At 59.7% G+C, this 26274-nt stretch carries 24 protein-coding genes, 1 tRNA gene and 2 pseudogenes; 11 read left to right on the forward strand and 16 right to left on the reverse strand.

The window, feature by feature from the left end:
* Nucleotides 1-61: 61 nt before the first annotated feature.
* Nucleotides 62-667, reverse strand: a complete 606-nt coding sequence (locus OIT41_RS08485) for an ANTAR domain-containing response regulator (RefSeq protein WP_028266834.1) — start codon at nt 665-667, stop codon at nt 62-64.
* A gap of 196 nt (nt 668-863) precedes the next feature.
* On the opposite strand from OIT41_RS08485, the gene OIT41_RS08490 reads away from it, so the two are divergent.
* Nucleotides 864-945 (forward strand) — tRNA-Leu (locus OIT41_RS08490).
* A gap of 379 nt (nt 946-1324) precedes the next feature.
* Here the strand turns inward: OIT41_RS08490 and OIT41_RS08495 are convergent.
* The 5 genes from OIT41_RS08495 to OIT41_RS08510 form a co-directional block, all read right to left on the reverse strand.
* Nucleotides 1325-1873, reverse strand: a complete 549-nt coding sequence (locus tag OIT41_RS08495) for an endonuclease VII domain-containing protein (RefSeq protein WP_264637774.1) — start codon at nt 1871-1873, stop codon at nt 1325-1327.
* A complete protein-coding gene (locus tag OIT41_RS08500; RefSeq protein WP_264637775.1) occupies nt 1848-2750 on the reverse strand; it encodes an endonuclease VII domain-containing protein in 903 nt (300 codons plus the stop codon). Before OIT41_RS08500 ends, OIT41_RS08495 begins: the two co-directional genes overlap by 26 nt.
* A gap of 555 nt (nt 2751-3305) precedes the next feature.
* Nucleotides 3306-3734, reverse strand: coding sequence for a DUF6527 family protein (locus OIT41_RS20955; RefSeq protein WP_413542318.1), 429 nt, complete (start codon nt 3732-3734; stop codon nt 3306-3308).
* Nucleotide 3735: 1 nt separating this feature from the next.
* Complete coding sequence (locus tag OIT41_RS08505; protein ID WP_264637776.1) at nt 3736-4920, reverse strand: ThiF family adenylyltransferase; 1185 nt, start codon at nt 4918-4920, stop codon at nt 3736-3738.
* Nucleotides 4895-5161 carry a multiubiquitin domain-containing protein gene (locus tag OIT41_RS08510; protein WP_264637777.1) on the reverse strand — a complete coding sequence of 89 codons (267 nt, stop codon included), beginning with the start codon at nt 5159-5161 and terminating at the stop codon, nt 4895-4897. The genes OIT41_RS08505 and OIT41_RS08510 overlap by 26 nt, the downstream gene beginning before the upstream one ends.
* A gap of 185 nt (nt 5162-5346) precedes the next feature.
* On the opposite strand from OIT41_RS08510, the gene OIT41_RS08515 reads away from it, so the two are divergent.
* On the forward strand, nt 5347-5637 hold the full coding sequence (locus tag OIT41_RS08515) for a type II toxin-antitoxin system RelE/ParE family toxin (RefSeq protein ID WP_264637945.1): 291 nt from the start codon (nt 5347-5349) through the stop codon (nt 5635-5637).
* Nucleotides 5637-6719 carry a HigA family addiction module antitoxin gene (locus OIT41_RS08520; protein ID WP_264637778.1) on the forward strand — a complete coding sequence of 361 codons (1083 nt, stop codon included), beginning with the start codon at nt 5637-5639 and terminating at the stop codon, nt 6717-6719. Before OIT41_RS08515 ends, OIT41_RS08520 begins: the two co-directional genes overlap by 1 nt.
* A 158-nt stretch (nt 6720-6877) precedes the next feature.
* Here OIT41_RS08520 and OIT41_RS08525 read toward each other — a convergent pair whose 3' ends face one another.
* Nucleotides 6878-7045, reverse strand: coding sequence for a hypothetical protein (locus OIT41_RS08525; RefSeq protein ID WP_264637779.1), 168 nt, complete (start codon nt 7043-7045; stop codon nt 6878-6880).
* A gap of 246 nt (nt 7046-7291) precedes the next feature.
* Between OIT41_RS08525 and OIT41_RS08530 the strand changes: the two are divergent.
* Nucleotides 7292-7775, forward strand: a pseudogene (locus tag OIT41_RS08530) (IS5 family transposase); the annotation flags it as partial.
* A 46-nt stretch (nt 7776-7821) separates the two neighbouring features.
* Here OIT41_RS08530 and OIT41_RS08535 read toward each other — a convergent pair.
* The gene (locus OIT41_RS08535) at nt 7822-9114 is read right to left on the reverse strand and encodes an ISL3 family transposase (RefSeq protein WP_264637166.1); all 1293 of its coding nucleotides are present in this window, start codon (nt 9112-9114) and stop codon (nt 7822-7824) included.
* Between the two features lie 108 nt (nt 9115-9222).
* Here OIT41_RS08535 and OIT41_RS08540 point away from each other — a divergent pair.
* Nucleotides 9223-9645 (forward strand): annotated as a pseudogene (locus tag OIT41_RS08540) (transposase); the annotation flags it as partial.
* Here OIT41_RS08540 and OIT41_RS08545 read toward each other — a convergent pair.
* Nucleotides 9642-10772, reverse strand: a complete 1131-nt coding sequence (locus OIT41_RS08545) for a hypothetical protein (protein ID WP_264637780.1) — start codon at nt 10770-10772, stop codon at nt 9642-9644. The pseudogene OIT41_RS08540 and the gene OIT41_RS08545 sit on opposite strands and share 4 nt — an antisense overlap.
* A 94-nt stretch (nt 10773-10866) precedes the next feature.
* Here OIT41_RS08545 and OIT41_RS08550 point away from each other — a divergent pair.
* Both OIT41_RS08550 and OIT41_RS08555 read left to right on the forward strand, forming a co-directional pair.
* A protein-coding gene (locus OIT41_RS08550; RefSeq protein ID WP_241711096.1) for an IS3 family transposase occupies nt 10867-12014 on the forward strand; the annotation gives its coding sequence in 2 pieces (ribosomal slippage) (nt 10867-11140 and nt 11140-12014; 1149 coding nt in all).
* 390 nt (nt 12015-12404) lie between these two features.
* On the forward strand, nt 12405-13493 hold the full coding sequence (locus tag OIT41_RS08555) for an IS630 family transposase (protein ID WP_241711099.1): 1089 nt from the start codon (nt 12405-12407) through the stop codon (nt 13491-13493).
* Here the strand turns inward: OIT41_RS08555 and OIT41_RS08560 are convergent.
* Both OIT41_RS08560 and OIT41_RS08565 read right to left on the reverse strand, forming a co-directional pair.
* Nucleotides 13480-14472 carry a hypothetical protein gene (locus OIT41_RS08560; RefSeq protein ID WP_264637781.1) on the reverse strand — a complete coding sequence of 331 codons (993 nt, stop codon included), beginning with the start codon at nt 14470-14472 and terminating at the stop codon, nt 13480-13482. The two genes, OIT41_RS08555 and OIT41_RS08560, sit on opposite strands and share 14 nt — an antisense overlap.
* Nucleotides 14473-14942: 470 nt before the next feature.
* Nucleotides 14943-15839, reverse strand: a complete 897-nt coding sequence (locus OIT41_RS08565) for a YaaC family protein (RefSeq protein ID WP_264637782.1) — start codon at nt 15837-15839, stop codon at nt 14943-14945.
* A 299-nt stretch (nt 15840-16138) separates the two neighbouring features.
* On the opposite strand from OIT41_RS08565, the gene OIT41_RS08570 reads away from it, so the two are divergent.
* Nucleotides 16139-16492, forward strand: a complete 354-nt coding sequence (locus tag OIT41_RS08570; RefSeq protein WP_264637783.1) for a type II toxin-antitoxin system RelE/ParE family toxin — start codon at nt 16139-16141, stop codon at nt 16490-16492.
* A complete protein-coding gene (locus OIT41_RS08575) occupies nt 16492-16797 on the forward strand; it encodes a helix-turn-helix domain-containing protein (protein WP_264637784.1) in 306 nt (101 codons plus the stop codon). Before OIT41_RS08570 ends, OIT41_RS08575 begins: the two co-directional genes overlap by 1 nt.
* Before the next feature lie 547 nt (nt 16798-17344).
* Here the strand turns inward: OIT41_RS08575 and OIT41_RS08580 are convergent.
* Nucleotides 17345-18232 (reverse strand): PIN domain-containing protein, encoded by an 888-nt coding sequence (locus OIT41_RS08580; RefSeq protein WP_264637785.1) that lies wholly within the window; start codon nt 18230-18232, stop codon nt 17345-17347.
* Between the two features lie 76 nt (nt 18233-18308).
* Between OIT41_RS08580 and OIT41_RS08585 the strand changes: the two genes are divergently transcribed.
* Nucleotides 18309-19028, forward strand: coding sequence for a hypothetical protein (locus OIT41_RS08585; RefSeq protein WP_264637786.1), 720 nt, complete (start codon nt 18309-18311; stop codon nt 19026-19028).
* Between the two features lie 287 nt (nt 19029-19315).
* On the opposite strand, the gene OIT41_RS08590 is transcribed toward OIT41_RS08585, so the two are convergent.
* Nucleotides 19316-19960 (reverse strand): nuclease-related domain-containing protein, encoded by a 645-nt coding sequence (locus tag OIT41_RS08590; protein WP_264637787.1) that lies wholly within the window; start codon nt 19958-19960, stop codon nt 19316-19318.
* Nucleotides 19961-20435: 475 nt separating this feature from the next.
* Between OIT41_RS08590 and OIT41_RS08595 the strand changes: the two genes are divergently transcribed.
* Nucleotides 20436-20573 (forward strand): hypothetical protein, encoded by a 138-nt coding sequence (locus OIT41_RS08595; protein WP_264637788.1) that lies wholly within the window; start codon nt 20436-20438, stop codon nt 20571-20573.
* Nucleotides 20574-20911: 338 nt separating this feature from the next.
* Here the strand turns inward: OIT41_RS08595 and OIT41_RS08600 are convergent, their stop codons facing one another.
* The 3 genes from OIT41_RS08600 to istA all read right to left on the reverse strand — a co-directional run bounded on the left by OIT41_RS08600 (nt 20912) and on the right by istA (nt 25819).
* Nucleotides 20912-22057 (reverse strand): DUF4062 domain-containing protein, encoded by a 1146-nt coding sequence (locus OIT41_RS08600; protein WP_264637789.1) that lies wholly within the window; start codon nt 22055-22057, stop codon nt 20912-20914.
* Between the two features lie 1267 nt (nt 22058-23324).
* Nucleotides 23325-24143 carry an IS21-like element helper ATPase IstB gene (istB, locus tag OIT41_RS08605; protein WP_264637790.1) on the reverse strand — a complete coding sequence of 273 codons (819 nt, stop codon included), beginning with the start codon at nt 24141-24143 and terminating at the stop codon, nt 23325-23327.
* A complete protein-coding gene (gene istA / locus OIT41_RS08610; RefSeq protein ID WP_264637791.1) occupies nt 24140-25819 on the reverse strand; it encodes an IS21 family transposase in 1680 nt (559 codons plus the stop codon). The genes istB and istA overlap by 4 nt, the downstream gene beginning before the upstream one ends.
* Nucleotides 25820-26274 lie beyond the last annotated feature (455 nt).

The following is a 26274-nucleotide window of genomic DNA, read 5'->3' on the forward strand; positions in this document are numbered from 1 at the left end:
CTGGCCGGAGACGACGAAGGGCGCCGCTTCGCGTGGAAGCGGCGCCCTTCGCGGGGGAGTGCTAGTTGACCTGGTTGATGATGGTCTCGGCGACCTCGCGCATGCTCAGGCGACGGTCCATGGAGGTCTTCTGGATCCAACGGAACGCTTCCGGCTCCGTGAGGCCCATCTTCGTGGTCAGGAGGCTCTTGGCGCGCTCCACAAGCTTGCGCGTGGCGAACTGCTCCTGAAGGTCGGACACCTCGTTTTCGAGCGCCTTGATCTCTTCGTGGCGGGAAAGGGCGATCTCGATGGCCGGGATCAGGTCTGCCGGGGTGAAGGGCTTGACGACGTAGGCCATGGCGCCGGCGTCGCGTGCGCGCTCCACGAGTTCCTTCTGGCTGAACGCTGTCAGCAGGACCACGGGGGCGATCCTCGCCTTGACGATCTTCTCCGCGGCAGAGATGCCGTCCATGACAGGCATCTTGACGTCCATGAGGACCAAGTCCGGCTTCAGTTCCTCGGCCAGCTGGACAGCCTTCTCACCGTTGTCGGCCTCGCCGACAACGTCGTAGCCTTCGCCCTTCAAGATCTCGATGATGTCCAGGCGGATGAGGGTCTCATCCTCTGCGACAACTACTCGGCGTGCCGGCTGGGATGCGGGCTTGGACTCCGTCTGTTCTGACACGGGATCTCCTTCAAGACGTACGGCGGGTTCTCAACCATCTTAGTTGCACCCGGTCCGTGCGTATGATTTATTGCTCGGCCGAGCCGGTTCTGGAAATTAGCCTATCTGCATGTAGAGTAGTTTCGCGCACTGCAACAGGGAGCGTTGAGTTCTGTGAAGAGCCCGACGTCGGTTAGTCTTGTTTCGGTGTTTCCGCGCCCGAGTGGCGGAATTGGCAGACGCGCCGCACTCAAAATGCGGTATCGAAAGGTGTGTGGGTTCGAGTCCCACCTCGGGCACAGTGTTTCCGCAGGTCAGGGGCTTATTTGGTCCCTGACTGTTGACAAAGCTTGACTTTTCGCGGTAGTCGGGTGTATCCATTTTGCGCCGCTTGGCCCGTGTGAACGCGGCATACTCGCATATGGCCGCACTAGCCAAGACGTAAGGCGGTCTTGCAGCTGATCCTGACGATCCGTGATGTCAGTCAGTCAAGTTGCGAGCGAATCGCGGGCATCCCGGAATGTTCGCTCACTACTCCGCCTAAATTCTGATGATGACAGATGTGACCTCTAGCACTGCACGGCCGCTCCCCAGGAGCCGGGTGGGGGTCTGGGCGGCCCGCCGCACGATCCAGATGCCGCCTGTTTGATTGCCGGGAATCGCGGCGCTAATTCGGAGTCAGTGATGCCCCGCGGTGTTGCTGCCCAACACAAGAATATCGTTATACCCGGCCTCTGGTTCCGGGTCTTTTGGTGCGTGCATTTCGAGATACTGGGCCGCGGCTTCCATGCGTTCGATGTCTTCCCCCAGGTGGCCTATTCCTTGGTTGCATGCCTGACACAAGAGGCCCCTTGCCACGCCTGTCGCATGATCATGGTCCACGGATAGCAGCTTCAACTTGCCGAACCGCATTACGGTCTCAGGTTGACGGCAGATCGCGCAGGTGCCGCGCTGTGACTCCATCATCGCGTCGTACCATTCCGGAGTCACCCCGTACATCGTCTTGATGTGGCGTCGGCGCTTCTCCGCGGCGGTACCCTCGGGGTCCCGCTCCTTGTAGCGGAGGCGGTAGTTGGCATCTTGATGGACAGTAAGGGTGCACGATTTGCACGCACTTGCGAGGCCGGTTGCTGCTCTCGCTAGCTTGTAGAACTCCTCTACTGGAAGCCATTTCTTGCACTTTCCGCACTGCTTCTCGCCGTCAACGATCTTCGAAGCTCTGGCCAATTGATTCCCACTTTCTTTCGACAAGGTAAAGGGCTGCTTTCCGGAGGAGGTCCGGACTGTCCCGGAACGCGCCGATCCCGATGTTGCATTGCTGGCAGATGAGACCACGAGCCTTTCCGGTGGTGTGGTCGTGGTCAAACGCGAGCATCTTCGGGCCGCCGCCGCTGCTGAGCTTGCTCTCGGGCTGCTTGCAGATGGCGCAGACTCCGCCTTGCTCAGCCAGCGTTTCGTCGTACCACTCCGCGGTCACACCTCTCTCGGTGAAAAGCTGTTTCCGGCCCCTGGTCTTGCGCAGTTCCGGGGGTGCACTCGCCCGCCACCGTTGTGCCGAGGCCCTCTCCCTGGCGAGGTATGCCTCGGGATCTTTGGCCTTCTCATTGTTTCGTCTGGACCTCGTCTCGGCATTGGAACACCTCCTGCACGAATGACGAAGGCCGGTAACGGTGTTGGAATCCTTGCCGAACTCGCTCACCGGCAGAAGCTCTTTGCAGGTACTGCACGGCTTCATGCCGTCAATCACCAGAATTGCCGTGGTCCTTGGGGTAGGGACGTATCTCTTCTGGAACGCCTCGGCCACGCACTCTTTGCAGTTGCTGGCCAAGCCGCTCACTGTCATCGCGTGCTTGTGGAATTCGCTGACTGGAAGCAGCCTCTTACACGTGTGGCAGGGCTTCATCCCGTCAACCACCAGTATTGCTGTGGTCCGCGGGACCGCGACATGCTTCTTGTCCCGTTTTTCCTTCACGCACGCCTTGCAGGCGTGAGCCAGACCGGTCGGCGCTGAGGACGACTTGCCGAAGGCGCTGACGTCGAGGATTTTCCTGCACACACTGCACGGCTTCTTGCCCTCAATGAACACCTGGCCGGGCGCCCTCATGGTCTCCTCCCGACCCCGAAAGCCTCTGTTTGCCCGCAGCAGGATTTGAGGCGGGGTAGCCGGCAAAACAATTGCAACTGGTGTCTTCTCCAATCTGCGTGGTTTTGGAATCCCGGTACTGTTGTATGCCGAGGCAGGCTCACCATACTTTCCTCGCGGAACATGCAGTCGCTTGGCCACGCATACGGGTCAAAATTGAGAGCTTGGCGCCGTGGGCCTGCCATGGCTGGGCGCTTGCTTGTGAGTAATCTGCTTTTGTGACCGCATCTTCTGGGATGGTGATCGTCATTTTGCCTGAGTTCCCCGAATGGGGCAGCAACGGGAGAAATCTCCCGTTGTCTTAGGTGCCGTGATGATACGGGCGAGTCCTCACAGCTTTACCCGGATCAGTGCATTCATCCATCTCCCCTGTCGAGCAACGGACTCTCATATCGACCCCCGGCGATTGGCCGAGCAACGAGGATGCCCTGTCACTAAGCCCGCCGAAGCATTATGGCCTGGCTATTCGTCTGATTGGCAGTTCAGGAAAGGCGCCGGCGGATATCAGTGCAGTCCTCACATACTGCGCCGCAACCAGGCTGCGATTTGGTTCCGCAACCTGCTCACCGCCGGTATCAGGGTCTTTCGATCTGGTTCAGTGTCGAGCTGAGCTTCATAGTGGTCCTCTAGAAGCCTCTGCTCCCTGGCCCGGAGTTTGGAGATCTGATCGCTCCCTAGTCCCTTTGCCCAACGGACTTGACTGCGATGGATCCAGTAGTGGGACTGGCAGGGAAAGCTCCAGTTCCCGATCGAGGGCGTAAGAGAAATAGTGCTGCCGTCGAAACTGAGAGACCATTGCTGCGGATGGAGGGGACTGACTACCTCATTGCGGCATCCGCAGAAGCAGAGGTGGCTAACTGTTTCGTATTGAACACATACGTATACAACTCCGTCTTCTAGGTCCTCCGGGATTAGGTCAACGAAACGGTGCGAGATTGCGGTCATTTCATGCCTTGTCTTCGTTCAACATATGGTTGCCATCAATGACATACACGCTGTGGTGATCGCCTTCCAGGTCCAGATAAAACCCACAGAATTTCTTCCATCGGATTACCGCTATTGAAGCGTTCAGTGCGTTGAGGTCAGCAATTTGAATATTCTGGGAGTACTCATCCGCCTCGCCGTCGCTGAAGGGAATACGCCCCAGACCGTGGACATGCTCACGGAAACCAGGAGTGCTTGTGGTGGTGCGGAGTTGCCCGGCCAGGACCCCGTCCACTTCATAGATCCCCATGCCGCAGTCAATGAAAGGAACATGGTTCTCTTCAAGGACGGTGACGATTCCGCGCTTTGCTTCTCCGCCAGTGAGCGAAAGGAAAACGAAATCGAGTTTCGCTAGTTCACCGACATTCTCATCCGAGATATGACATTCATGCGCAACGACACCGGACCGCAGCTTTGAGTAGGATGCCGCCAGGTGCACCACCTTGCCCGGACTCCCAGCCAGTTCCTCTACGGAAAGTGCGCCTGGCATCCGAAACGCATTGTGCTGCAGGAGCTGATCCCTGTCGTACAGATGAATCTCCGCGACGGGAGTCTTAGCGACGAGATCAAGAATGTAAGAGCCAGTGCCCCCTAAGCCGACGATTCCAATGCGGTGCCCCGCGAGCTTGTCAGTGATTGCCGTTATGCCGGCCCGGCTTGAGGCTGTGTCCATGTACCTGAATACTGAGCCGAGTTCCTCCTCAGGGGAAATTACAGGGTGTGTCCGGGCGGTCGCCGTCGGGTCGATAGTGTGTGCTTCCCCCTCCAGGATGCGAATGTAGGTGGTCATCTTCTCGTAGTAGTCCTCATAGCGGCCCGAGGCAGGCTTGCTGGAGAACGAATACTCCGCCACCAAATCCTGGGACACCGTTTCCTGAACGTAGCCATTAATGATCTGGTTGAACGGGCTCCCATCGCCGGTACAGGGCACCTCCCCGGCAAAGCGAACGGTGTGGTCACTCGGTTCTCGGACAGTGTCTCCGCTGACTTCCAGTGCGGAGACCATAACGCCGTAACTCAAAGTCCTACCCTGGGTCACATACGGGATGTGTCGTACAACCAGGTAGCCGCCTTCCACGGAGACCTCGTATCCCTCATCGCGAAGACGTTTGAGCGGAGCGTTACGACTTATCAGTCGCTGTGACATTGAAGACCATCCCTTCCTTGACCTTGACGTAGGAGCCTGCGGTGAGCGATCCCTCGGGCCTATTGCCCTCGCCCTTGCGGAACGTCAATGTGAAAACCCAGTTCGGACCATGCGGAACGGGATCGAAAGCCAGGCCGAGTACTTCTGCAAAGGAAACTTCCTTGGTCGCAATGACCCGTTCGCGCCCATTGACGATGACCGCATATTCCTTCGGGTCGCGCTGCGCATTGGTTGTAGCCATGTGTCCCTCCTCAGGGATAGAGATTGACGACGCTTAGAGGTAGTCTTGACACATAGTCTTCACCCAAGGGGTGAAGAAGGCAAATCGATTAGTTGGAAGCGAGTCTGTGAGCCCAGCGGGTCCTCCTGCGATATGGTTGATCCGGCGCATCTGCCGAGGGGTGATGGATCGGAGTCAACTTGCGTGTGGAGTATGCCAGCCGGGAGCTGGACCGCCTCGCTCACGACGTGGACTTTCGGCCTCCGCAATGGGGCGCGGACGTCATCAAGGCCTTCCGCAAAAAGCACCAAGTGATAGCTGCTGCGGTCGATGAGCGCGATCTTAGAGCGATCCGCTCTCTGCGCCTGAAACAACTGAACGGAGATCGGGAAGGCACCTCCTCGATCAGGCTCAATGATCAGTTCCGGCTGATCTTGACCTTCCAAAGTGAGGGAGAGCGCGTCGCGGTCATCCTCGAGCTAGTCGACTACCACTGATGGAGATCAAAATGAGTGCTGGGTTGGCGGAAGTATTTCCGGCCGGCGAGTACCTCGCTGAAGAGTTGGAGGAACGGGGCTGGACTCAGGCAGAATTTGCCGAGATCCTGGGTAGACCGCCCCAGTTCGTCTCGGAGATCATCTCCGGAAAAAAAGAGATCACCCGGGAGTCGGCTGCCCAGATCGGCGCCGCACTGGGCACCAGTGCCGAGTTATGGCTCAAGCTGCAAGACAGCTACTTTTTGTGGCGCCAAGGGCAAAATGAAAACACTCAAGTCCAACTTGATGATGTCCGATTGCGCGCCCGTCTGAAAGAACTCGCTCCGGTGGCCGTGCTGCGGAAACGCGGCATCATAACTGCGACTTCGACGCAGGGGCAGGCCGATCAGATCCGCCAGCTTTTTGGCCTAGATTCGATTTATGACGAGCCAGCATTTCTAATCGCCGCGCGCCGCAGCAATCAGCTCGAGAACCTCTCTCCAACGCAGAAAACCTGGTTGGCTTGCGTGCATCGGAAAGCAAAGTCGCTTTCGGTAGAGGCCTTCTCTGCGGAAGGCCTAATTTCGCTCGCCAAGCGCCTCAGCCAGGAAGTTCTTAATCCGTCTGCATTCCGTGATCTACCGAAACTCTTCGCTTGCGTGGGCGTTCGTCTTGTATACGTCGAGGCTTTTCCCTCCAGCAAGCTGGATGGTGCTTCTTTTCTACTTGATGGCAGCCCGGTGATAGCTATCTCAGGACGCGGTCAAAGACTGGACAAGGTCCTCTTTACGCTTCTCCATGAGATAGCCCACGTGAGTCTTGGTCACGTCGATGAACATATGGTTCTTGACGATGAGGATCAGCACACACTCGGGGAGGAGGAGTCCGCCAACGAGCTTGCCGCGCAGTGGATACTCCCGAAGGCGCTTCAAGCTCCACCGGAGCGTATAAGCCAAGGCTGGGTGGCCTCTCAAGCAGAGGCCCAAGGTGTGCATCCCGTCATCGTGATTGGTCGCCTTCAGAATGAAGGGCTGCTTACTTGGCGCAGTGCGCTGATCAAGGGTGCGCCCAGCGCGGCTGAACACCTGCAATCTTGGAAATAGACGTGGGAAGGCAGGCATCTTTGGCGGGTAGTTCCAGAGAAGCCAGCCCGCGAGGTGCAGGAATGCTGCGCAGAGGACACGGAAAAGGATGGCAAGGATCCTCCGGTATCCGTCGAGGCCGACCATCACCGGGGTACTCAGGTCTGCCAGGTCGACTCTTACCGAGACGGTGGTACCAGGTGCGGGAGCCCTGGCAGGGCGGTGCGGTGGAACATGGGCCTGGCCCGCGGGTCTGGCTTGCTCATCCGGAAGGACTGCTCGACGTGCCACAGGTCGTGGTTGGAACCGATCATGAGGTCATGACGTTTCGCGGGGATGTTGGTCACGTACGCCTTGTTATCCCGACCTTGGCATAACCTTTCAGCCCGCCCAGGTGGCGTGCACGTGCCGGTGAGGCTTCGTCCAGGCTGCGTTGCCCGCCGGCGGTCTTGACGAAGTGCGGAGTCGGGGCCTGGTTCTGTCCCTCTATAACCGGCAATCGTCTTAGCGACGATACGAGTGAGGGTCTGGAGTTCGTTTTCACTAGAGCGTGTCTCCTAAATGTTGGCACGGTGGTGAGGGATGCTCGAAGGGTGTCTCGTACTTCTGTTTTGACTGATGGGCAGTGGGCCCGGATTCAGCCGTTGCTGCCTTCAACCTCGGGCCGGCGTGGACGGCCGTTTCGGGATGACCGCCGTGTCGTGGAGGGCATCATTTACCGGTTCCGGTGCGGGATCCCGTGGCGCGATGTTCCTGCTGAGTTCGGGCCGTGGCAGACGATCTGGAAGCGCCACCGCCGCTACAGCGGCGACGGCACCTGGGACCGGCTCCTGGCCCAGTTGTTGGCCACCGCCGATGCCGCAGGCGTGGTGGATTGGGCGGTCTCGGTCGACTCCACGGTCAACCGCGCCCACCAGCACGGCACGAACCTTCCCCGCCCCACAGGGGGAACCGTCGAATTACATGAATCTGTATGATGAGCCGGCCGACCACGCGATCGGCCGCTCCCGCGGCGGACTGACCACGAAAATCCATGCCCTGGTCGACGGCAACGGCAGGCCTTTGGTGCTGCTGGTTGCCGGCTCTTCACGGTTCGTGGGGAAATAGATCCCTGGGATGAGCGTCATGCCGCCGTCCGGGCGGCACTTCTCAAGAGAATAACTGATTTGTAGTTGGCGGGGTTGCGATAGCCACGGGCGGTGCGCTTGATATTTTTTATGGCGGTGTTGTTGGCCTCTACCTTGCCTGTGGTGGCGCCGGTAATGATCAAGACCTCGATCTCTTTCCACCACCTGCAGACGGTGCGGTAGAGCCTGTTCGTCTCCGGCCGTGCCGCCTTCTTCACCAGTTCCTCAAGGTCGTTCTTCGCCGCCGTGGCGTCCTCCAGGGAGCCGGTGCGCAGCAAGACCCGCAGCTGTTCCTTGACCTTCCAGACCGCCTGCAGGGTGCCGGTCGGATCGTCGGCGGCGAACACTTCCTCCAGCCGGTGGGCTGCCTTCTGGGTGAGGGTGTCGCCGGCGCGCAGGAGAAGCATCCGGTGCGCCCAGGCCTTGTCCACGGCCCTTCCCCGGCGGCCCTTGACCTGTTGGGAGAGGTTCTGCCGTGTCTCGGTGACGGCCTGGTTGGCCAGGGAGACCAGGTGGAAGTGATCCACGGCGACCGCGGTCCGGGGAAGCCACATCCGCAGCGCCTTGCGGAAGGCCGCGGAAGGGTCGATCGCGACGACCTGCACGGCCAGACGCCATGCCAGGGGCCGGGCGAAGAGCCATTCCCCGACGCCCTTGTGGTCCCGGCCGTCCACGACGCCCAGGACCTGGCCGGTGTCCAGGTCCACGATGGTTGTCATCCACGGCTCGAACCGCGTCCAGGCCTTGGATTCGGGGTCCTGGAAATAGCGCACGGACCGGAAACGGTGCTCATCGATGCCCAGCATTCTCGGGCTCAGCCGGTCCACATCAGGAAGGGTCAGGAAGCAGGCTTCGTTGAGCGCGACACGGACCATCCACCAGGACACCGCGAACGCGGCGGCAGTCTCCGAAACGGCCCGACCCGAACGGATGACCGCCTCCACGAGCTGGTCCCGGAGCCGGCCGGTGGAGCGGGCACGCCGCGGCACCTGGGGCGTGGATTCAAAGAACGAGAGCCGCTCGCACGCGGGTTCCTCGCAGTACCAGCGGTACTTGGACCAGAGGACCTCCACGGGTCCGGCGACGGGAATGTCCCGGATCCGCTGGAAGCGGCGTTCCTTCCGCCGTGACGCAACCACCCCGCACGTGGGGCAGCCCGGTGGCTGGTCGGTTTCGACAATGACTCTGCGGCCGCCATCGGGGCTCAGGCTGGTGGAGATGACGCGGTAGCCGGGCAGGTTGAAGATGCTGGTGGCAGCGTCAGCTGCGACCCCGGTAGGCTCGTTCAAGGCTCGTGGTCCTGTTCCAGGTTGAATGCTTAGACACACTCATCCCAGCAGGGCCACGGGCCCCCTTGTCTTCAACGACACGAACTCATTTCCCCACCAACCACGAAGAGCCTGGTTGCCCCCGGCCAGGGCGGGGATGCGCCCATGTTTCCGCACCTGATGGGCCACCTGGCGATCAACCGGGACGGTCCGGGCCGGCCACGGACCCGCCCGGACCGTGTGCGCGGGGACAAAGCGTATTCCTCCCGGGCGATCCGGACCCAGCTGCGGGCCCGGGGCATCACGGCCGTGATCCCGGAACCGTCCGATCAGATCGGACACCGGAAACGGCGGGGCTCCGCTGGCGGCAGGCCACCGGCCTTCGATAAGGAGGACTACAAAGGCCGCAACGTAGTCGAGCGGAACTTCAACACCTTCAAGCAATGGCGCGGCCTGGCCACCCGATACGACAAACTCGCACTCACCTACCGCGGCGGAGCCGTCCTCCGGGCGGTCACCATCTGGCTCGCCGCTTTAGGAGACACGCTCTAGTCCGCCTTTGCCGAGACGAAAGAACCAGTTTCCATTGGGGTGGCAAGGTTTTCCGATTGGTTCGCAAGTACTCTGTTTCCGGCTTCTGGCCGCTGCTCGTATCCGGCCCAGTATTTTTGATAATCGGATGCGACTCCCTCGCGAAAGCGGAGCATTTCATTTGGGCGAGCGAAAAGTGCGCCGTGGAGCAGGTACTGAGGGGTTGTGAAGCCTGGAAGTCCAAGCCAGCTATAAGGCGAAGGGGAGGAGAACTCGATCTCCTTGCCGTTTGACTCCATTACGATCGTCCATCGGCCCCAGGAATTGACTGCACTCGCGGCAACGCGGAATGTCGTTCGGACGGCACCAATCTGCTCCAGCCGGTCCAAGGCTCTGCGTGAACGATCAAGAGCTGCTCGCACTTCGGCGAGGCTAGGTGTCTCCTGCTTCGCGTGGAGTAATCCGTTCCTCGCGGTCATAATTCCCGAATCGTTTAGATCAGAGGCGACGGCCCCGAGGGTCTCCACCAGCCTCACTTGAGACTCCGCAGTCAGATCAAGAAAGGGAACCAAATGATCAAAAGGAAATTGTTGTAGGCGCGTTTTCGCCACGAACTCTGGCGTCGTAGAAGCCGGTCGGTTCCACTCTTGCTCTCGGCCCCGAAGCGATTCCAATTTCTTGGAGAGCCTCGTGTAGGCCTGAACGAGCTGGCTGAGATTGGGGTTGTCACTAAGGTCGTCCTCTGCTCGGCTTCGGGTGCCAGCATTAACCTCGTTCAACTTGGATTTCGTGAATTCCTTGCCCGACAGCTCAAAGTACACGTAAGACTGCTCTGAGGTGTGGTGGTCGTTAAGAAGCGCCCAGGTAAGAAAGGCAATTGAGTCGTGAAGGAATCGTTCAAGGCTCACAAAGTAGTTGGACGAAAGCTCCCTGAGACGTTCTTCGTTGAGGCCGAGGTTTGAATCCGCAGTACTGGCAAAGCTCTCAAGATTTTCGTGATGTCTCCAGTAATCATCGCGCACGTCCAGACGTGGCTGCATGGGAAATCCGAGTTTCCAAAGGATTGCTTCGACGAGTGAGCTGTCTGGTTGGTCTAATCGAACGTTGAGTTCCTTGCATATTTGCTCTGCGTTGCTGCGACGAGCCAAAGCAAGAGTTCGAATGGTTGGGTCCCCGGGTAGGAGTCCAGTGTTTGTGTGAGTTTCGTGTCCGAGAATGGACGCAGGAGGAATTTCACGAATCATGGCACGCAGACACACCCCCGAGCAGGTCATCGCGAAGGTCCGGCAGGGCCAGAAGATGCTCAATGACGGACGCCCGATGGTCGAGGTCATCAAGGAGCTCCAGGTCACCGAGGCGACCTGGTACCGGTGGCTGAAGGAGTACGGTTCCGAGAAGAACGCCGAGGCCTCCAGGCGGACCAGAGAGCTGGAGAAGGAGAACGCCCGGCTCAAGCGGTTGCTGGCGGAGAAGGAACTGGCCATCGACATTCTCAATGAGGTGGCGAAGGGAAAATTCTGAGCCCCGAACCGCGCCGCCGTGCCGTGCGCATGGCGGTGGAGAAGTTCGGGGCGTCCGAACGCTTCGCCTGCGCGCTTCTGGGCCAGAACCGGTCCGCGTTCCGCAAGAAGAAACCCGACATGGGATTCGAGGAGGCGCAGCTGCGTGCGGACCTGAGGGCCGTGGCCGTGAAGCATCCCGCGTGGGGCTGGCGGAAGGCCCGCTGGCATCTGCTGGCCCAGCCGGCATGGGCTGGTGTGGCACTGAACAAGAAGCGGGTGCGCCGGCTCTGGCGTGACGAAGGGCTCACGTGCAAACCCAGGGCGAGGAAGAAGAGGCGCACCGGCCCCGGCGCCGGGGAACAGAAGCGTCTCACGGCCCAGTACCCGATGCACGTGGTCAGCTTCGATTTCCAGTCCGACGTGACCTCCTGCGGCCGACACATCCGGTTCTTCAATGTCATCGACGAATACACGCGCACGGCGCTGGCAGTCATTCCGCGCCGGTCCTTCAAGGCCGCCGACGTCATCGCGGTGCTGGAGGACATCATCGCCGAAACCGGCACCGCCCCGACGTACGTCCGCTGCGACAACGGGCCGGAATTCACCGCCGCAGCGCTGGTCGGCTGGTGCAACACCGCCGGGGTCGATACCGCGTTCATCGACCCCGGATCACCGTGGCAGAACGGCTTTATCGAGTCGTTCAACGCCCAGTTCAGAAGGGAACAACTCACCGGAGAAATCATGGACACCATGGCCGAGGCAAGGTATTTGGCCGAGGAATGGAAAGCTATCTACAATCATGAACGGCCCCACGGATCCCTGGATGGCATGACGCCGAATCGGTACTGGGAGAACTGGACGCAAGAAAACCAATTAGCTATCGCATAGACGCTGGACTGCTAACGGGGACCCAACCAGCGAACGATGGCTTGTGGGTCGGATACTCTCAGAAATTCTTCTAGTCGGCCATCAGTGGTGTCACCGGGCGTATCGCGAAGAACCCATGCGAGTTCGTCCAGGTCGAGCGCGGAACTAGCGTCAAAGAGGGAGCGGCACATCGTGGAGAGCCTCAGCAATGGAAGATCCCGTCCGCTGCCTACTACCCTGACGCCTAAATGGCTCAATTGAGTGCGCAGATGCCAAGCGCCGGATCGATGCCCTGAGTTCACTTTTGCTTGTCGAATTTCTCCGTTCGGAACCTGAACCACGTTCTCTCTGACGCATGCATCTAGTGGTGTGTCTCCAAAATAGCTAGAGGTGGGCTGTTAATATTGGTGCATGTCGAATCGTGCTCCTGCTTTGGTGGTTTCTGATGCCCAGCGTGTGCTTCTTGAGAGGCTTTCCAAGTCGCAGACGGCGTCCTACCGTGAGGTGCAGCGGGCGCAGGTTTTGTTGATGGCCGCGGAGGGGCTGGCGAGTGAGTGGATCGCGGGGATTGTTGGTGTGAGCCCGGCGACGGTGCGTTCTTGGCGTGCCCGCTTCGCCGAAGATGGTCTCACCCATTTGGGTGAGGTTCGTCCGGGGCGGGGCCGTAAGCCGGTCATTCCGCAGGCAAAGATCGATGAGATCGTTGACCTGACGCGCAATTCCAAGCCGGAAGGGCAGACTCATTGGTCGGTGCGGACGATGGCCGCGAAGGTCGGGGTGTCCCCGGCGCAAGTGCAGCGGATCTGGGCCGCCCGTGGCCTGAAGCCGCATCTGGTGGACTCGTTCAAGCTCTCAAACGATCCGAAGTTTGAGGAAAAACTCATCGACGTGGTCGGGCTGTATTTGAACCCGCCGGAAAAAGCGATCGTGCTGTGCATGGATGAAAAGTCCTCGATCCAGGCGCTGGACCGTACCCAGCCGTCGCTGCCGATGACGAAGGGCAGGGCGGAAACGATGACCCATGACTACAAGCGCCACGGCACCACCACGTTGTTCGCGGCCCTGGACGTGGCGACCGGGAAAGTCATCGGGTCCTGCCTGCCCAAACACCGCCACGAGGAATTCCTGGTGTTCCTCAAGACCATCAACAAGGAAGTCCCGCAGGGCCTGGATGTCCATCTGATCCTGGACAACTACGCCACGCATAAACACCCGGACGTGAAAGCCTGGCTGGCGAAAAATCCCCGGTTCCAGCTGCATTTCACTCCGACCTCGTCCTCGTGGCTGAACCTCGTCGAGCGATGGTTCCGGGAATTGACGGACAAGGCCCTGCGCCGCGGAGCCTTCCATTCCGTCCCGGACCTGATCAACAAGATCGAAGAGTACCTCGCCGCTCACAACACCGAACCCAAACCACTGGTTTGGACCGCGACCGCAGACTCAATCCTCAAAAAAGTAGCCCGTGGCCGCGTCGCACTCGAAACCATCAAGCAAAACTGAGACAGACCACTAGTAGGTCGACCAGTTGTTCATCGGATTCTGTCAGGAGGATTTGCAGCAACGCTGACCTGTTCAGGTCCTTGACGCTGGTTTTCGAAACGCCGGATAAGCCTAGACTTTTGGCCGTCGCAACGAGTCGTCCCTTTGAGATGCCGGAGCCATGTGCCAAAATGCTTTTCAGTTCATCGTTGCTGAAGGCATCACCCAAGAGTCCGGGCAGCGTCGATACGTCGTTTACTGCGTAGGTGTTGAACATGCCTTCCGCAATGTCGGACATGAATCCGTTCCATTCGGAGGGCTCTTCCGCGACTTGATCTAGAACCTTGTTAAGGGCCCGGCGGTGGCGATTCACCGCCGCATCGAAACTCGTCGAAAGCTGAACCCGGTGTATTTGGGAGCATGAGTGATCAGCGCAGTGTTGGAGGGGGACGACCGTCGTCGAATGGATAGTGCGGTAGTGACTGACTCTGATGATGCCGTAGGGCCCAACGAGAAAATGGCCTGCTTGGAAGACCCCTTGGGGCATGTCCTTTATGAGCCTGAGCGTGTCGTCATGGCGGAGATAGTCCCGCTCTTCGGGGAAAAGCCGGGCCGCCCTATCGTAGAGATCGCGTCCAAAGACAAACGGATAAATCAGTGCTCCCGACCGGATCTCTTGAGAGATTGCCTGCTGAAGCCGATCTATATCCATTCCCGCGACGTCGACCAAGGGCTCCACGTGGACTAGGCCCAGTAGTGTCAGGACATTGGCTTCCTTGGCGCCCACTTGCTCTTTGGTTATGAGTTGGTCTCGAATCTTCTTGCCGGCTTCAGTCAGGGCGATTGCGCTGTTCAAATCGTCCGAGACTCTGTAGGACTTCTCAATGATGCAATCGCGCAGTAATGACACGAGGTCAACAACGTCCAGGTACCGGCGCCGCCAATCGGGATCGGCGTACTTTATTGCCAGTTCGGCGCGATTCATGGATTTGACCGTCATGGGAGCCCCCTTGTTCACGACATAAGTGGTGTCCCTCAGAGTATCCGGTCTACGAGGCTGGCCTAGGGTTTGTCCAGCGACTTTTTTTGGAAGCACATTACCCGGTGGTTGAAAGGGGCGCACCATGATGCCCGTGCCAAGAGATGATCGACACAGCTGCGGGCACAGGGTTTGAACGGCAACCGCGGGCTGCGGTCATGTCCAGCTAACCGACTATTCCTGACGCTGTCATAAGGTGACGGACGTCCATGAGTGCCCATATCCAATGCGCGGGTCGTGAACGATCAGGTTGGTGCGTATCGTCCGGTTCCGCGGCGGTGAGACTATTCAGCGGCCTTGCCTTCTATCTCACCCAGGAGTTGACCAAGGGTCTCCGCAAGAATGTCTGGGACGGATTCAAGGGCTGTGTTGAGAAGGAATTCGATGGGCACGGCCGACGACGATGTATTGATATCGATGAGTTTGGTCCATCACGTTGGCTCGTATCTGGCCAACATTGAGAGTCCAAACAGGACGGCCCACCAGATCATCAGAGGATGCATTGGACGATCGCCCCCTGGTGGAGCCGGCAGCACAAAAAGCGACTGCCGATATATTCCGATGGAATCAGTGGCGCCGCTGGATCCACCGGAACTAACGGTCCAGGAAACTTGAATCGACTGAGTATCCGACCGGCCATCACGAACGCTGCTGTGGCCCGTTACTCTGTCGAATGTCGATCCAGCCAAAGACGGATATGATGCCGCAAAATTGGCGAAACTCACCGGATCATTGAAGTCCTCGGATGCAGGAATGCCGTCGAGGTACAGGAACTTTGTGCCGGACCCTTCCGGCCCGAGCAGTTCATCTGCTCGGGCTAGAAGGACTGGGTTTTGAAGGGCGATGAGGGGTTCATGGAGCTGAGGCTCCACCAGCACCTCCCACAGTTGTCCGAGATTGATGGCAGACGACAAGTCCTGGGATTCCAAGATCTTCGAGAGAACCGGGAAACTGGCGTCTTGCGAGTCCCGGGAGCGGACCACCAGAGTCGATAGATCGGGCACCCGATGCTTTCTGAAATTCTGAAGGTCCCTGCACGTGATGCCGTGGCCGTCGAGTCGAGCGAGCGTTGCTCGGCTCAGTGACGCGGCAACCGCAATTGCTCTGCCTGCCTGGGAAAGGCCGTAGAACAGATTTAGAGGACGGCTCTCCGGGCCGATGGTCGTCGCCGCTTTGAATTGCTGCTCTGCCTGATGCAATCCGGTCGCAAAAAGCGATTGAAGATCGTCGTCCGCGGTCATGTCGAGAAGGACGGAACGGTACTGCCGAAGCCTTCGCCAGGATTCTGCGGAGCCGCGTCTTTCCATGTCCCAATAAGTTGGCGTCACCAGGTCATGTTAGCGTTCGTTGGCGACGACCAACCTGCCGTCAAACCTTACCGATCCCGGCGCTCGCGCGTCGAGGGGCACGAAACCCTCTCCGATTACGGTAATTTCAACCGACATCCGATCTTGCACGGATCCATGCTGACAGGTTTTCGGAGCACATCACGAAGCTGGCGCGCTTTCGCGCGCTCGGGCTTCCGTAAGAGCGGTCTTCGTCGGCGGGGCACGCGGAGCGGTGCCGGGTGTCCATTCATGGATATAGCCCTTGAGTTGTATAACCTGTGGGTTGTATCATCGAGTCGGTGTGGAATGTTGACGTTGAGTTGGTGGAGTCGTGGCTGCTCGGGCTCGATCAGGACTCGTACGAGCAGGTGATCGCCGCGTTGGAGCTTCTTGCTGAGCGTGGTCCCCAGCTTGGCAGGCCCCTGGTCGACACGGTGGTCCGTTCGCGGCATAAGAACATGAAGGAACTTCGGCCCGGATCCAGTGGCCGGTCGGAGCTGCGGATCTTGTTTGCCTTTGATCCTGAGCGGCATGCGATTTTGCTCGTTGCGGGCGACAAAGCAGGCAGCTGGAGCAAGTGGTACAGGACGAACATTCCGATTGCGGATGAGCTGTTCGATGATCATCTGAGGATTCTGAAAGGAGGATCGTAATGGCGAAGACTATTGAAGAGATGCTGGCCAAGCGGCCTGTTGACCGGGTTGCTGTGGACGCTCTCAAGAAGCAACTGCTCGATGAGGTCCGCGCCTACCGGCTTCGGGAACTCCGGGAGGCATCGGACCTGACACAGGTCGAGCTGGCTGCGCGTCTGCACGTCAGCCAGAACAGGGTGTCCCGCATCGAGCACGGTGACATCGATCGCGCCCAGGTCGATACGCTGCGGAAATACGTTGAAGCGGTCGGCGGCCGGCTTCGTGTCGAGGTTGAACTTGGCGACGAACGGATCCAGATCGCCTGACCCGGCAGCCCGTTCCGATTACGTTTGAACAGCTTGGTCGTGTTCGCGAGAGGGTTCAAAAGTGGGAAAGAGGTCCGTTGACAGTGTCAACACTCTGGGCTTCGGATCGGGTCGTACATTGGCCGGACTGGCCCGTACTCGGCATGTTTTCGGGAGTTCCCAGCGTTTGCAGGGGCTGGAATGCGGTTCGAGTCCCACCTCGGGCACAGTGTTTCCGCAGGTCAGGGGCCTATTTGGCCTCTGACTGTTGACAAAACTTGACTTTTTGAGGCGTTTTGGTGTACAGGGCACGCCGCACTTCGCGCCGCTTGGATCAGGTGGAACTCGGCATACGCCATCGTCGTTTGACGTTTCTGGCGAAAAGGTGGCCATAGTCATTGGCGGCCATCATCCATTGCACTGGTCCAGCCATCGCGCGACGGTTTTGGACTCCCTTGAGCTAAAGCTTCCTTGGCGGCCCACTGGGGGTTTCTGTTCCTCGATGAGGCGTCAATCTATTGCACCCTACGTTGACTAGCTACCCTTTACCCGCCCCGCCCACGGGTGGCTACTCGCCGTCAGTAGCTTTCTCCAGTGCCTCGTCGAAGTCGGCTACCCTCGTCACATCGAGCCCAGACTGCTTGGCCCGGAACACCATCCCGTAGTCCGTTGTCACGACGTGAACGCTTTTGGCGTAGGGCCTCGTGGTTAGGGCCCGGTCGATGATCTCTAGGTCGGCATCAGGCAGGGGAGAATGGCTTAACTCTTGAGGAATCAAACCGAGATAAAGCGCTGATGACGGAGTAGTACTTGCCATGGAGCCGTCACTTAGTTTGGGTCGTTGCCCGGGCGCTCGGAATTGAAGTTCGAGAAACCTAAGAGCCTTACCCGCGCGGTTGCGGATCGATAGCTGTCCCTTGGCTACCTGCTGTCTGTTGCGTTTGTGGCCGTCGAGCTCGTCGATAACCTTTGTTGGGACCGTGATCACGAGAGGAATGTCAGGGCGAATGTCTAATACAGTATTCCAATCAACTTCAGCTATATTTTCGTGATGCTTCAACCAGACCCCGGTATCGAGCACGACGGCGACAGCGGCCCCGCTGTCCCAACGCGCCAGATCCGTCGTAATACCTTCCTGTGCAGCTTTGAGGTACTCAATTCTCTGACTGATCTCGCCATCTACGAGAATCCTCAGTGTGCGCTCGGTAACGGCGCTCGGCTCAAGCGAAAGAAGCGTCCAGTATCGCTTGGTCGTTATCAACCGGTCGATTTCTTCGTCAGGTAGGAGACCAGCCACGAGTCGAACCTGATGGCTGGCCCACTCAAGGTACGCGTTGTATAAGCCGATGGCGTACTCGGCTTGGGTGCTTCCTCTGACGTTTTCGATTTCGCGGGCAGCGTCGCCGAGAATGGATCGGAGGCGGTCAGGTGAGGCGCCCAGCGCTAGTTTGATCATGGTTCAGTTTAGGTTGCAGGGTAAACATGAACGGGTTACTACCGTTATTATCGTGAAACCTTCTTACAGTCCGGCTATGACGAACGAGCTCGCCGCAGAAGCGACCAAACTGACCGACGTGTGCCGCGCCATCTTTGGTGATGAAGCTAATTGGATAAAGGCAGATGGCTATCCCCACAGCCTGGCTCTTGCCATTATCGATTCAATATTCTCAACTGGATCGCATTACCAGAGCGTCATAAACGTCGTCAACGAGTACCGGGCTTACCGGCGCAGCCAGGGTGCAGACGCTGATCAAGACGGTACTGGTGAGCTGCTGCGCACCTTCGAGGAAGTCGGCGATAGCAAAGGTTGGGCAGTTCTGGTCAATAACCACAAGCCAGCACACACCGGGGCGAAGGCCTTGCTAAAGGCTGAAGTGGTTCGTCAGGCCGCTGAGGCGCTCAAGGCGCTTGATATCACCACCAGGGCCGAGCTGCATGCTGAGCACTCCACGGATGAGGGCTTGAGTCCAGTGAAAGAAGCTTGGCTGCGTCTGCCAAGCCAGTCTTCGGGTGTCACGTTCAACTACTTTCTTATCCTGGCCGGTTTCCAGTCCGTGAAGCCTGACCGCATGGTGATCCGTTTCGTAGAAGAACACGCCGGTCTTGAGGGGAAGAGACTCACGTCCATGCAGACGGCAGAGCTAATCAAGAAAGTCGCCGAGCTGTATCCAACCCAGCCGAGGAGACTCGACCACGTGATCTGGCGACACGTTTCAGGTCGAGAGATCTTCCGGGCGGAAGAGTTGAGCTAACAGAACACCAGGGGCTGTAGGGGGGATGCGCGAAGCATGGGGCGCAGGTTCTAGTTCCGGCAGCGCCAGCGGCACCTGAATGGGCGGCCCCGGCCGTGGTTCCCGGTGGGGGAGAGACTGCACTGCTCAATGAAGGATGGCTACCACGGCAGCGTGGCCGTCGGGTACAAATAGCCGCCCCTGTCCGTAAGCACTATGCGCCCGACGCCGGGCACAACCCACAGGGTGTAGGGAGCCGTAGACCTTGGCTGCGGAACCGGACGCTGGTACTCCCTCCGGCCAGGGTTTCAGAAGTGGCGCAAAAGGTTGGGCAGGATCAATGGGGCTGCGACCGTGATGGCGAGGAGCCAGCCTATCCGATGGGCGCGTGCCTTGTTTACCGCCGTCCGGAGTGCGGAGAATTCCCGACGGATCAGGCCAGGATCCGTCATCACCGGTGGATTCCGGTGCCATGTCTGCGGCTGGGAAGCCGCGGCGGTGAGCATCCCGACCTGTCCGGGGCCAAGAACCCGTGGTCGGTCGGCTAGCCAGGTGAGCAGGCGGGTGCCGGTGACGACGGCGGCGCCCTCGGGGCTGGCTTTTATCGTCAGGCTTTTCGGTGCAAGGATGACCACCACACTGGTGACCGGAACCGGCCCGCCCATTTTCCGGCTGAGCAGATTCGCCGCCCGGGACGCTTCGTGAGCGGCGTTGTAGAGGTGGCGTTGCTTCTTGCCGGCGACCATGAGGGTACGTCCGGCAACCCAGACGGCCTGACCCGTATGGTTCTTGGTATTGAGGGTGAACACCCCGGCCGGGCCGATCAACACGTGGTCGATGTCGGAGGCTCCGGCCCCGACAGGCACGGCATGCAGCACGGTCCATTCCGGTCCCAGACGTTCAAGGATGTGTCCGACGTTGATCTCTCCCACAGCCCCCTGGTACCAGGACACGGAGTCCGCCCCCAGCGGGCTGGCCCCGAAAACACGCCCCAGAAAGGTACGACCGGGAACGCTTGCCTGCTCCTGCAGGAGTCTCTCGATGACGGCATGACCGGCGGTCCTGCACCTGAGAGCGCCCCATGCATGGCCGGTCTGCTGTGACGGGACACCCTGCGAAGTCTGGCCACCTTCCAACGGACTTCCCCTTTTCCGTGCGCTGCAGGCCTCCCGTTGCGAGAAAGGAGGCTGGTCGAATCCTGCCAGAGATTCCCTTCACCCGCCAGAGTCGGGGGTGCAGCTGGCCTCGACAGGCGGCGACATTTCATGGGCGTGCGGAGTCGTTGGCCGCTGCGATGCGTCTGAGCGATTATCTGCTGCTGCGCTCCGTAATATAGGAGGGTTTGCGTTCCTGCCTGATGATTACCGTGCCGAAAGGGGCGAAGAGGCTGACCGTTGGCCATGGGTGAGCCGGACAACACCGCGCTTCGTGCCGGATCAATTGCTGGAGCTCAAGGCACACGAACTCGTTCGCAGCACAGGCGGGTTGCAGAACGGTCACATCAAGCTGAAGTTCGACCAGTTCACCAACGGCGTTCGTTCCCTCGCCAGACTTGTGACGGACTAGGTTTGGCACTCCGGGTCTAATGCGTCCGCGTGCGGTTACGGGGGCCTTGTGGTCGCTGTACCCAGCTGGAGCGCCACGCCGGGGGTCGCTTCTCAGGTTGCCTCAAAGCAACTACCGATACAACCAGAGCGGCAACAGCCACCCAGAACTCAGCATCCATGAGGCGGCTGTAATGTACAAAGGCACAGGAGCCGGGGACGAGCAGGGGAACCCGTGTAAGAGTTCCGTAGCTGATTAGGCGGCCTTTCCGCAAGGGTAAATGACACGCCCGGTTGCTCGGCAGGGTTTCCTCGCCCCTCGCCCCTCGTCTCAAGAGGAAATGTTTGTCAGGGCCGCTGTTAAAGACCAGTGACAGTTCCGTCAATTGATAGTCGGGCTGGGTCTGGTTCATTCATATAAATTTGCGGCGGGGTCCATGTGGCTTGAAGTCGGCGTGCTCCCTGGTGTGCGGGACCGAGCGCGAACGAGTCGATCCGCGATGCGGATCCGTCGGTAATGAGTTGTTCGGTGAACAGTAGACGCGCGATCGGTCGCAGAACACTGTCGTCAAAACCAGATCCCCGTAACCGGGCCAAGGGATCAGTTGGACGTGCGAGCCACCTAGCTTGTTCGCCGAGCGTAGAGGTTCCGAAGAGGCCGTCGGACAGTGCGCGACGTGCCACTTCATCGGCAGAGATACCATTGAGTGCAGCTCGAATGTTCGACGATCGCCGCTCCTGAGCTACTAGCGTCAGATGCTCCTCGTGCGCAATGGTGGAGATTGTTCGAGTTGATAGCTCGGCCAGCTGCACTGACAGAGCCTCAGTGGGAGAGGCAAAAGCGACGCCGCTGGCCCGGCTGCCACGCAGACGCACCAGCTCGGAGTGCACTGCATCACTTCGCACTTCGGCCATGATCGAGATCGTCCTGCCGTCACTGGTGATCTCGCGTGCGCGGAAGAGTGCTCGCCCAACGCGCACCCATGGTGCTAACTCCTCAGCAGCCAGATCCGTTAGCCGCCGAATCACGCGCTGTTGTAAATCTGTCGGATCGCTCCAAGAACTGGTTGTATAAAGGTTGCGCGCACCCTGAATGAGATCGCGTTGTGCGCCGTCCATCTCGCCCGATGCCTCGCCATGTACGAACAGGCAGAGCCTCAGTCCGTTACGTTCGGCTTCTCTATACTCAGCATGGGTCGCTGAGTATCCGTCGGACATGCGTACGCCGTAACGGGGTCCCCACATGCCTACATAAACCTCGGAGCTGCGCACCCCCGCTAGATAAGCCTGATCTGCGGATACATCCAAAGGACCTAAATCCTCGAACATCACCGGCGTCGCGCCGATGGTCTCGATTGCTGCACGGACTGCTGAGCGTTCCTCGGGCATGTCGGTAATGAGACTCGAAACGAACACCCGTCGCCCGCTAGCCCACGCCTTTACATCTTGTTCGGAGGCAGTCAAAGATGCCGAGCGTTGATCAACCAGCAACGAAGCGTCAGTCATGCCCCAAGTTCACCACATTGGTACGACGTTTACACTTTGGCCAGCGAATAAATGGCTACGTCTAATCCACCGGCGCAACGTCTACCGAATCTGTGCGCGTTGGCCGGCGGCGCTGATGTTGGCCAGGAATATACCCCGTCAACGCGCCCCTGCGCCGCAGCTGCCGGGAGTGCCATTAGCAGGTCACGTGTACGGCACCGGCTCTGAGGTGGGTGTCCCAACCCCGGGCGATGAGCTGCTGGACCTCTTCGGACAAACGGTTTCCTCCTTCCGTCAGCAGCGCATGGCATTTTCGGCAGGTGTGGACGGAGCCAGCTGATGAGCCGGCAGCACGTCCTGACGGGGTGCATCGCAGTTGGGGAGGGACACCTCTATCTACTCGAACGCACAGAGGAATCGAGTTTCCAATGGTCCCGCATCGAATTTCAACCTTGACGTAGTTCGGTTGCATTAGCGGTACTCCTTTTCGAAGGGTACTCGTCGCGGTGGGTCCGGATGAGTATGTCAACGTAATTCAGGACCACGAGGACGGCTTGATCCAAGACCACCGACGGCGCTGGCCGGTGGCAGCGACTGCTCTAAAGGCCAAGCATGGGCAATGGTTCATCCTGACTTATTTCCCGGATATATCTCCATACTGGAGGCCGCGGGCTGGCTAAGGGGCCCCCAGACTCCACCCAATGAGACCCGCGATAATTGCGCCGCCTCCCACAACCAAGAAAAGTGTCGCAACCAGTCGTACCCCGCGTCGTTTCTGGCTTCTATAGGCCTCCAGAACGTCAGCGTCCTGACGGATGAAGAGATTCCATTTGGTTGCCAGATTGGCCAGCGGACCGGAGATAGCCAAGATAAACAACCCCATGAGCAGGCCGACCAAACCAAACCATATGGCCGACATGCTCATCCTCCTGGTTCACAACTGGACCGGTTGTCCGAAGTCTATGGTCCAGAAGCCGTCAGGCCAACGACCTGCTGGCGGCGGATCCGTGAAATCCCAGCCCTAATAGCTCCTTAAGAGGCTCTGCACCGGGCGGTCAGAGCCCCCGTAGAATGATTAGCAGGGGAAGGGAGCAAGGATGACCAAGCGCCAGAAGTACCAGATGTCCGGTATCTGGGTGTTGTACTTAATTCCACCCATGCTCTTCGCCTCGCTCCTCGTTTGGCTCATGAGGGATGTCTGGCATTGGTTCTGACGGTCCCCGTCGTCCCCTTTTAGGTCCTGATAGCCCCTGCACGCTCAGGGACAGGTAATTTACACAGGGTCGGGTTAGCCTGCTACCTGTTGGGCGATGGTGTGGGCGAGACGGTAGGAGTCCGTGCCGGTTTCGATGATGGCGCCGTTGAAGGTCAGCCGGTCCACGATAGCGGCGCACAACCTGGGGTCAGTGAAGGTCTTCGTCCAGCCCGAAAATGACTCATTGGAAGCGATCGCGATGGAATTTTTCTCTTCCCGTTCGGTGAGGACCTGGAAGAGGAGCTCGGCGCCGCGGCGGTCCAGTTCCATGTAGCCAAGCTCATCGATACAAAGCAGATCGACCCGGCCGTAGCGGGCGATGGTTTTGGCCAGGACCTTCTCGTCGGCGGCTTCGACGAGTTCGTTCACGAGCCGGGTGGCCAGGGTGTATTTGACCCGGTAGCCTTTCTCGGCCGCGGCGGTTCCGAGCCCGATGAGCAGGTGGGATTTGCCAGTGCCGGAGTCTCCGATCAGACAGAGGGGTGCACCTTTGCGGATCCAGTCCCCGGTGGCGAGGGTGTGGATGGTGGCGGGGTTGATGTTCGGGTTCGCGTCGAAGTCGAAGTCCCCAAGCCATTTGTCCCGGGGAAAATTCGCGGCTTTGACGCGGCGGATCGAGGAGCGCCGGTCCCTGTCATCACACTCGGCCAGAAGCAGCTCGGCCAGGAAGCCCTGATAGCTCAGCTGTTCCTTCCCGGCGACCGTCAGGGCTTCGTCTAGGACCGCGCGGACCGTGGGCAAGCGCAGCCGGCGGCATGCCTGGTCCACGGCCGCGACCGCCGCCTGCTCGGTCAGTCCACGCCGCCGGCGCAAGGTGGGAGTGATGGTGGTGGCCGGTGTGGTGGGACTCATGAGATGTTCTCCTTCGACGTGTTGTCCTGGGTGGGATGTTCGGCGCGTTTGGCCAGCAGCTCGTCATAGACGCTGACCGATGGCAGGGGCCGGCTGTCCGGCGGGAGTCCGGCGATGACCGCGGCCGGGTCCATGAGCCGGCGCTGGGTGAGACTGACAACCCGTCGCACATTCACGTCGTCGTGAGCACCGGGATGGCGGTCTGGACGGGGCCCACTCCCGGAAGCGATCGTTGCGTGCCTGCGGGCCTCGACCGCGACGACATCTGCACTGACGGCACCGACGCCGAGCGCCGCAGTGATCCCGGCCTGGATGTCGCCGGCGTCCATCGAACGGTGGAGCAGCAGGACGTCGATGAGTTCACGCGTGCCGTCAGCGTCGCCGTTGACCCGGCGGGAGGCAGCCCAGAACGCCTCATGGGCGCTGGTGAACGCCCCAGACTCCCGCGCCCGGGCCAGCGCGGTGGATCCAGGAAGGGCGCCCGGCTTGGTTTTGAGGACCTCGAGGTAGTGATCCAGTTGGACGGACTGCCCGTTTTTGGCGACTATCCGCTGATGCCTGGCTACTACGACACGGCCGTCGAACACCACGACCTCCGACGCCCGCAACGAGACCCGGACCCTCCTGCCGATCAACCGTGCCGGAACGGAGTACTTCACCATCCGCACCGTCACCATCGAAGACCGGTCCACCCTGGGGTTCAGGACTAGGCCCGGATCAAACTCTTCTGCCGGCAGCGGTGCCAGGAACGGCTGCTCGGCCGCGAAATCCTGGCCTATGGTGCGAATCCTCTCATTGATCCGCCGCCGATCGTCCGAGGCCTCCCATGCCCGGATCCGGTCATTGAGCTCATCGAGTGATTCAACGACCGGCATGGGTGAAAGTCTGTTGCGGCGGAACCAACCGACTTCTCCCTCGACGCCGCCTTTTTCGTGCGCCCCGGCGATGCCGGGCTGGCAGTAGAACGGGTCGAAGTCGTAGTGCGAGCGGAACAGCACCCATCGGTCGTTTTCCTGGCGCTGCCGGCCCTGTCCGAACACCACGGCAGTGACCGCGCTGGTGAGGTTGTCATAGCGGATGTGTCTGACCGGCACGCCGCCGATCTCGTTGAACGCCTCGATGTGGCCTTCCAGAAAGGCTTCCTGCGCTTGGGTCGGGTAAATTCTGTGGAAGGCCTTGCCCGAGTAGGACAGCCGGAAGATGAACATGTGGCACTTCGTCTTCACCCCGTTCAGGACCACCCAGAGTTCCCCGAAGTCCACTTCGGCCTCAGCGCCCGGCGCGTGTTCCTGAGGGACGAACGCTTCAACCCGGCGGCCGGCCTCCACATCGATCTGGGCCCGGCGGACCCGCACATAGTCACGCACCGTGGAATACGACAGCTCCTCCGCGCCGTGCTCCTCGATGAGCCGGGCCAGGATCCTGCGGGCGGTGTGGCGCTGCTTTCGGGGCGCCGTCGTGTCCTCGGTCAGCATGGCATCGATTGCGGGCTTGAACGGATCCAACCGGGGCGATGACCTCACGGGAGTCTTCCTGGCCGGTGGGAGAGGATCGGACAATGCCTGCCGGACAGTGTCTCTGCCGATCTGATACCTCTTTGCCAGACCACGGATGGACAAACCCTCAACGCGGGCATCCCTGCGGATCTTGGCAAACAGCTCCATGCGCACCCTCATCCGGACCTCCCAATGCTCGTTTTCATCAGATGAAAACAAGACTGGTGGTGGTCCTGACTCAAACCGTCACAAGCAACCGGCGAGTCGTGGGTGGTCCTGGTTCAAGCCGTCACGCCGGTCCTGAACCAAACTGCCATATTCATCCGGAAGATGTACACATGCGCAAGCTAGCAGTAGCCTCTGACATTTTCGGGGAGCATGAACCTGCAGCGGCTCATAGCCATTCGGCTCTTCCCGCAAACGTCGGCGAGCGTGTACGGCAACATGCCGTCTTCGACCGGCCTGGCACCCCGCCTGCCGCCGAATTCGAACCTGCCGAGCGGATTCTCGGCCGGGCGCAACAGGACCCTGCAAAGAGATGGTCCTCGCCACCAGGTCAACGGCAACGCCGGGCTCCCAAACGGGACGAAACCCGACCTTCGGCTCCATGCAGGGGACCGGGTCTCAGAAAGTGC

This window comes from Arthrobacter sp. YA7-1, from assembly GCF_025960325.1.
Classification (GTDB): Bacteria; Actinomycetota; Actinomycetes; order Actinomycetales; family Micrococcaceae; genus Arthrobacter; species Arthrobacter bambusae_A.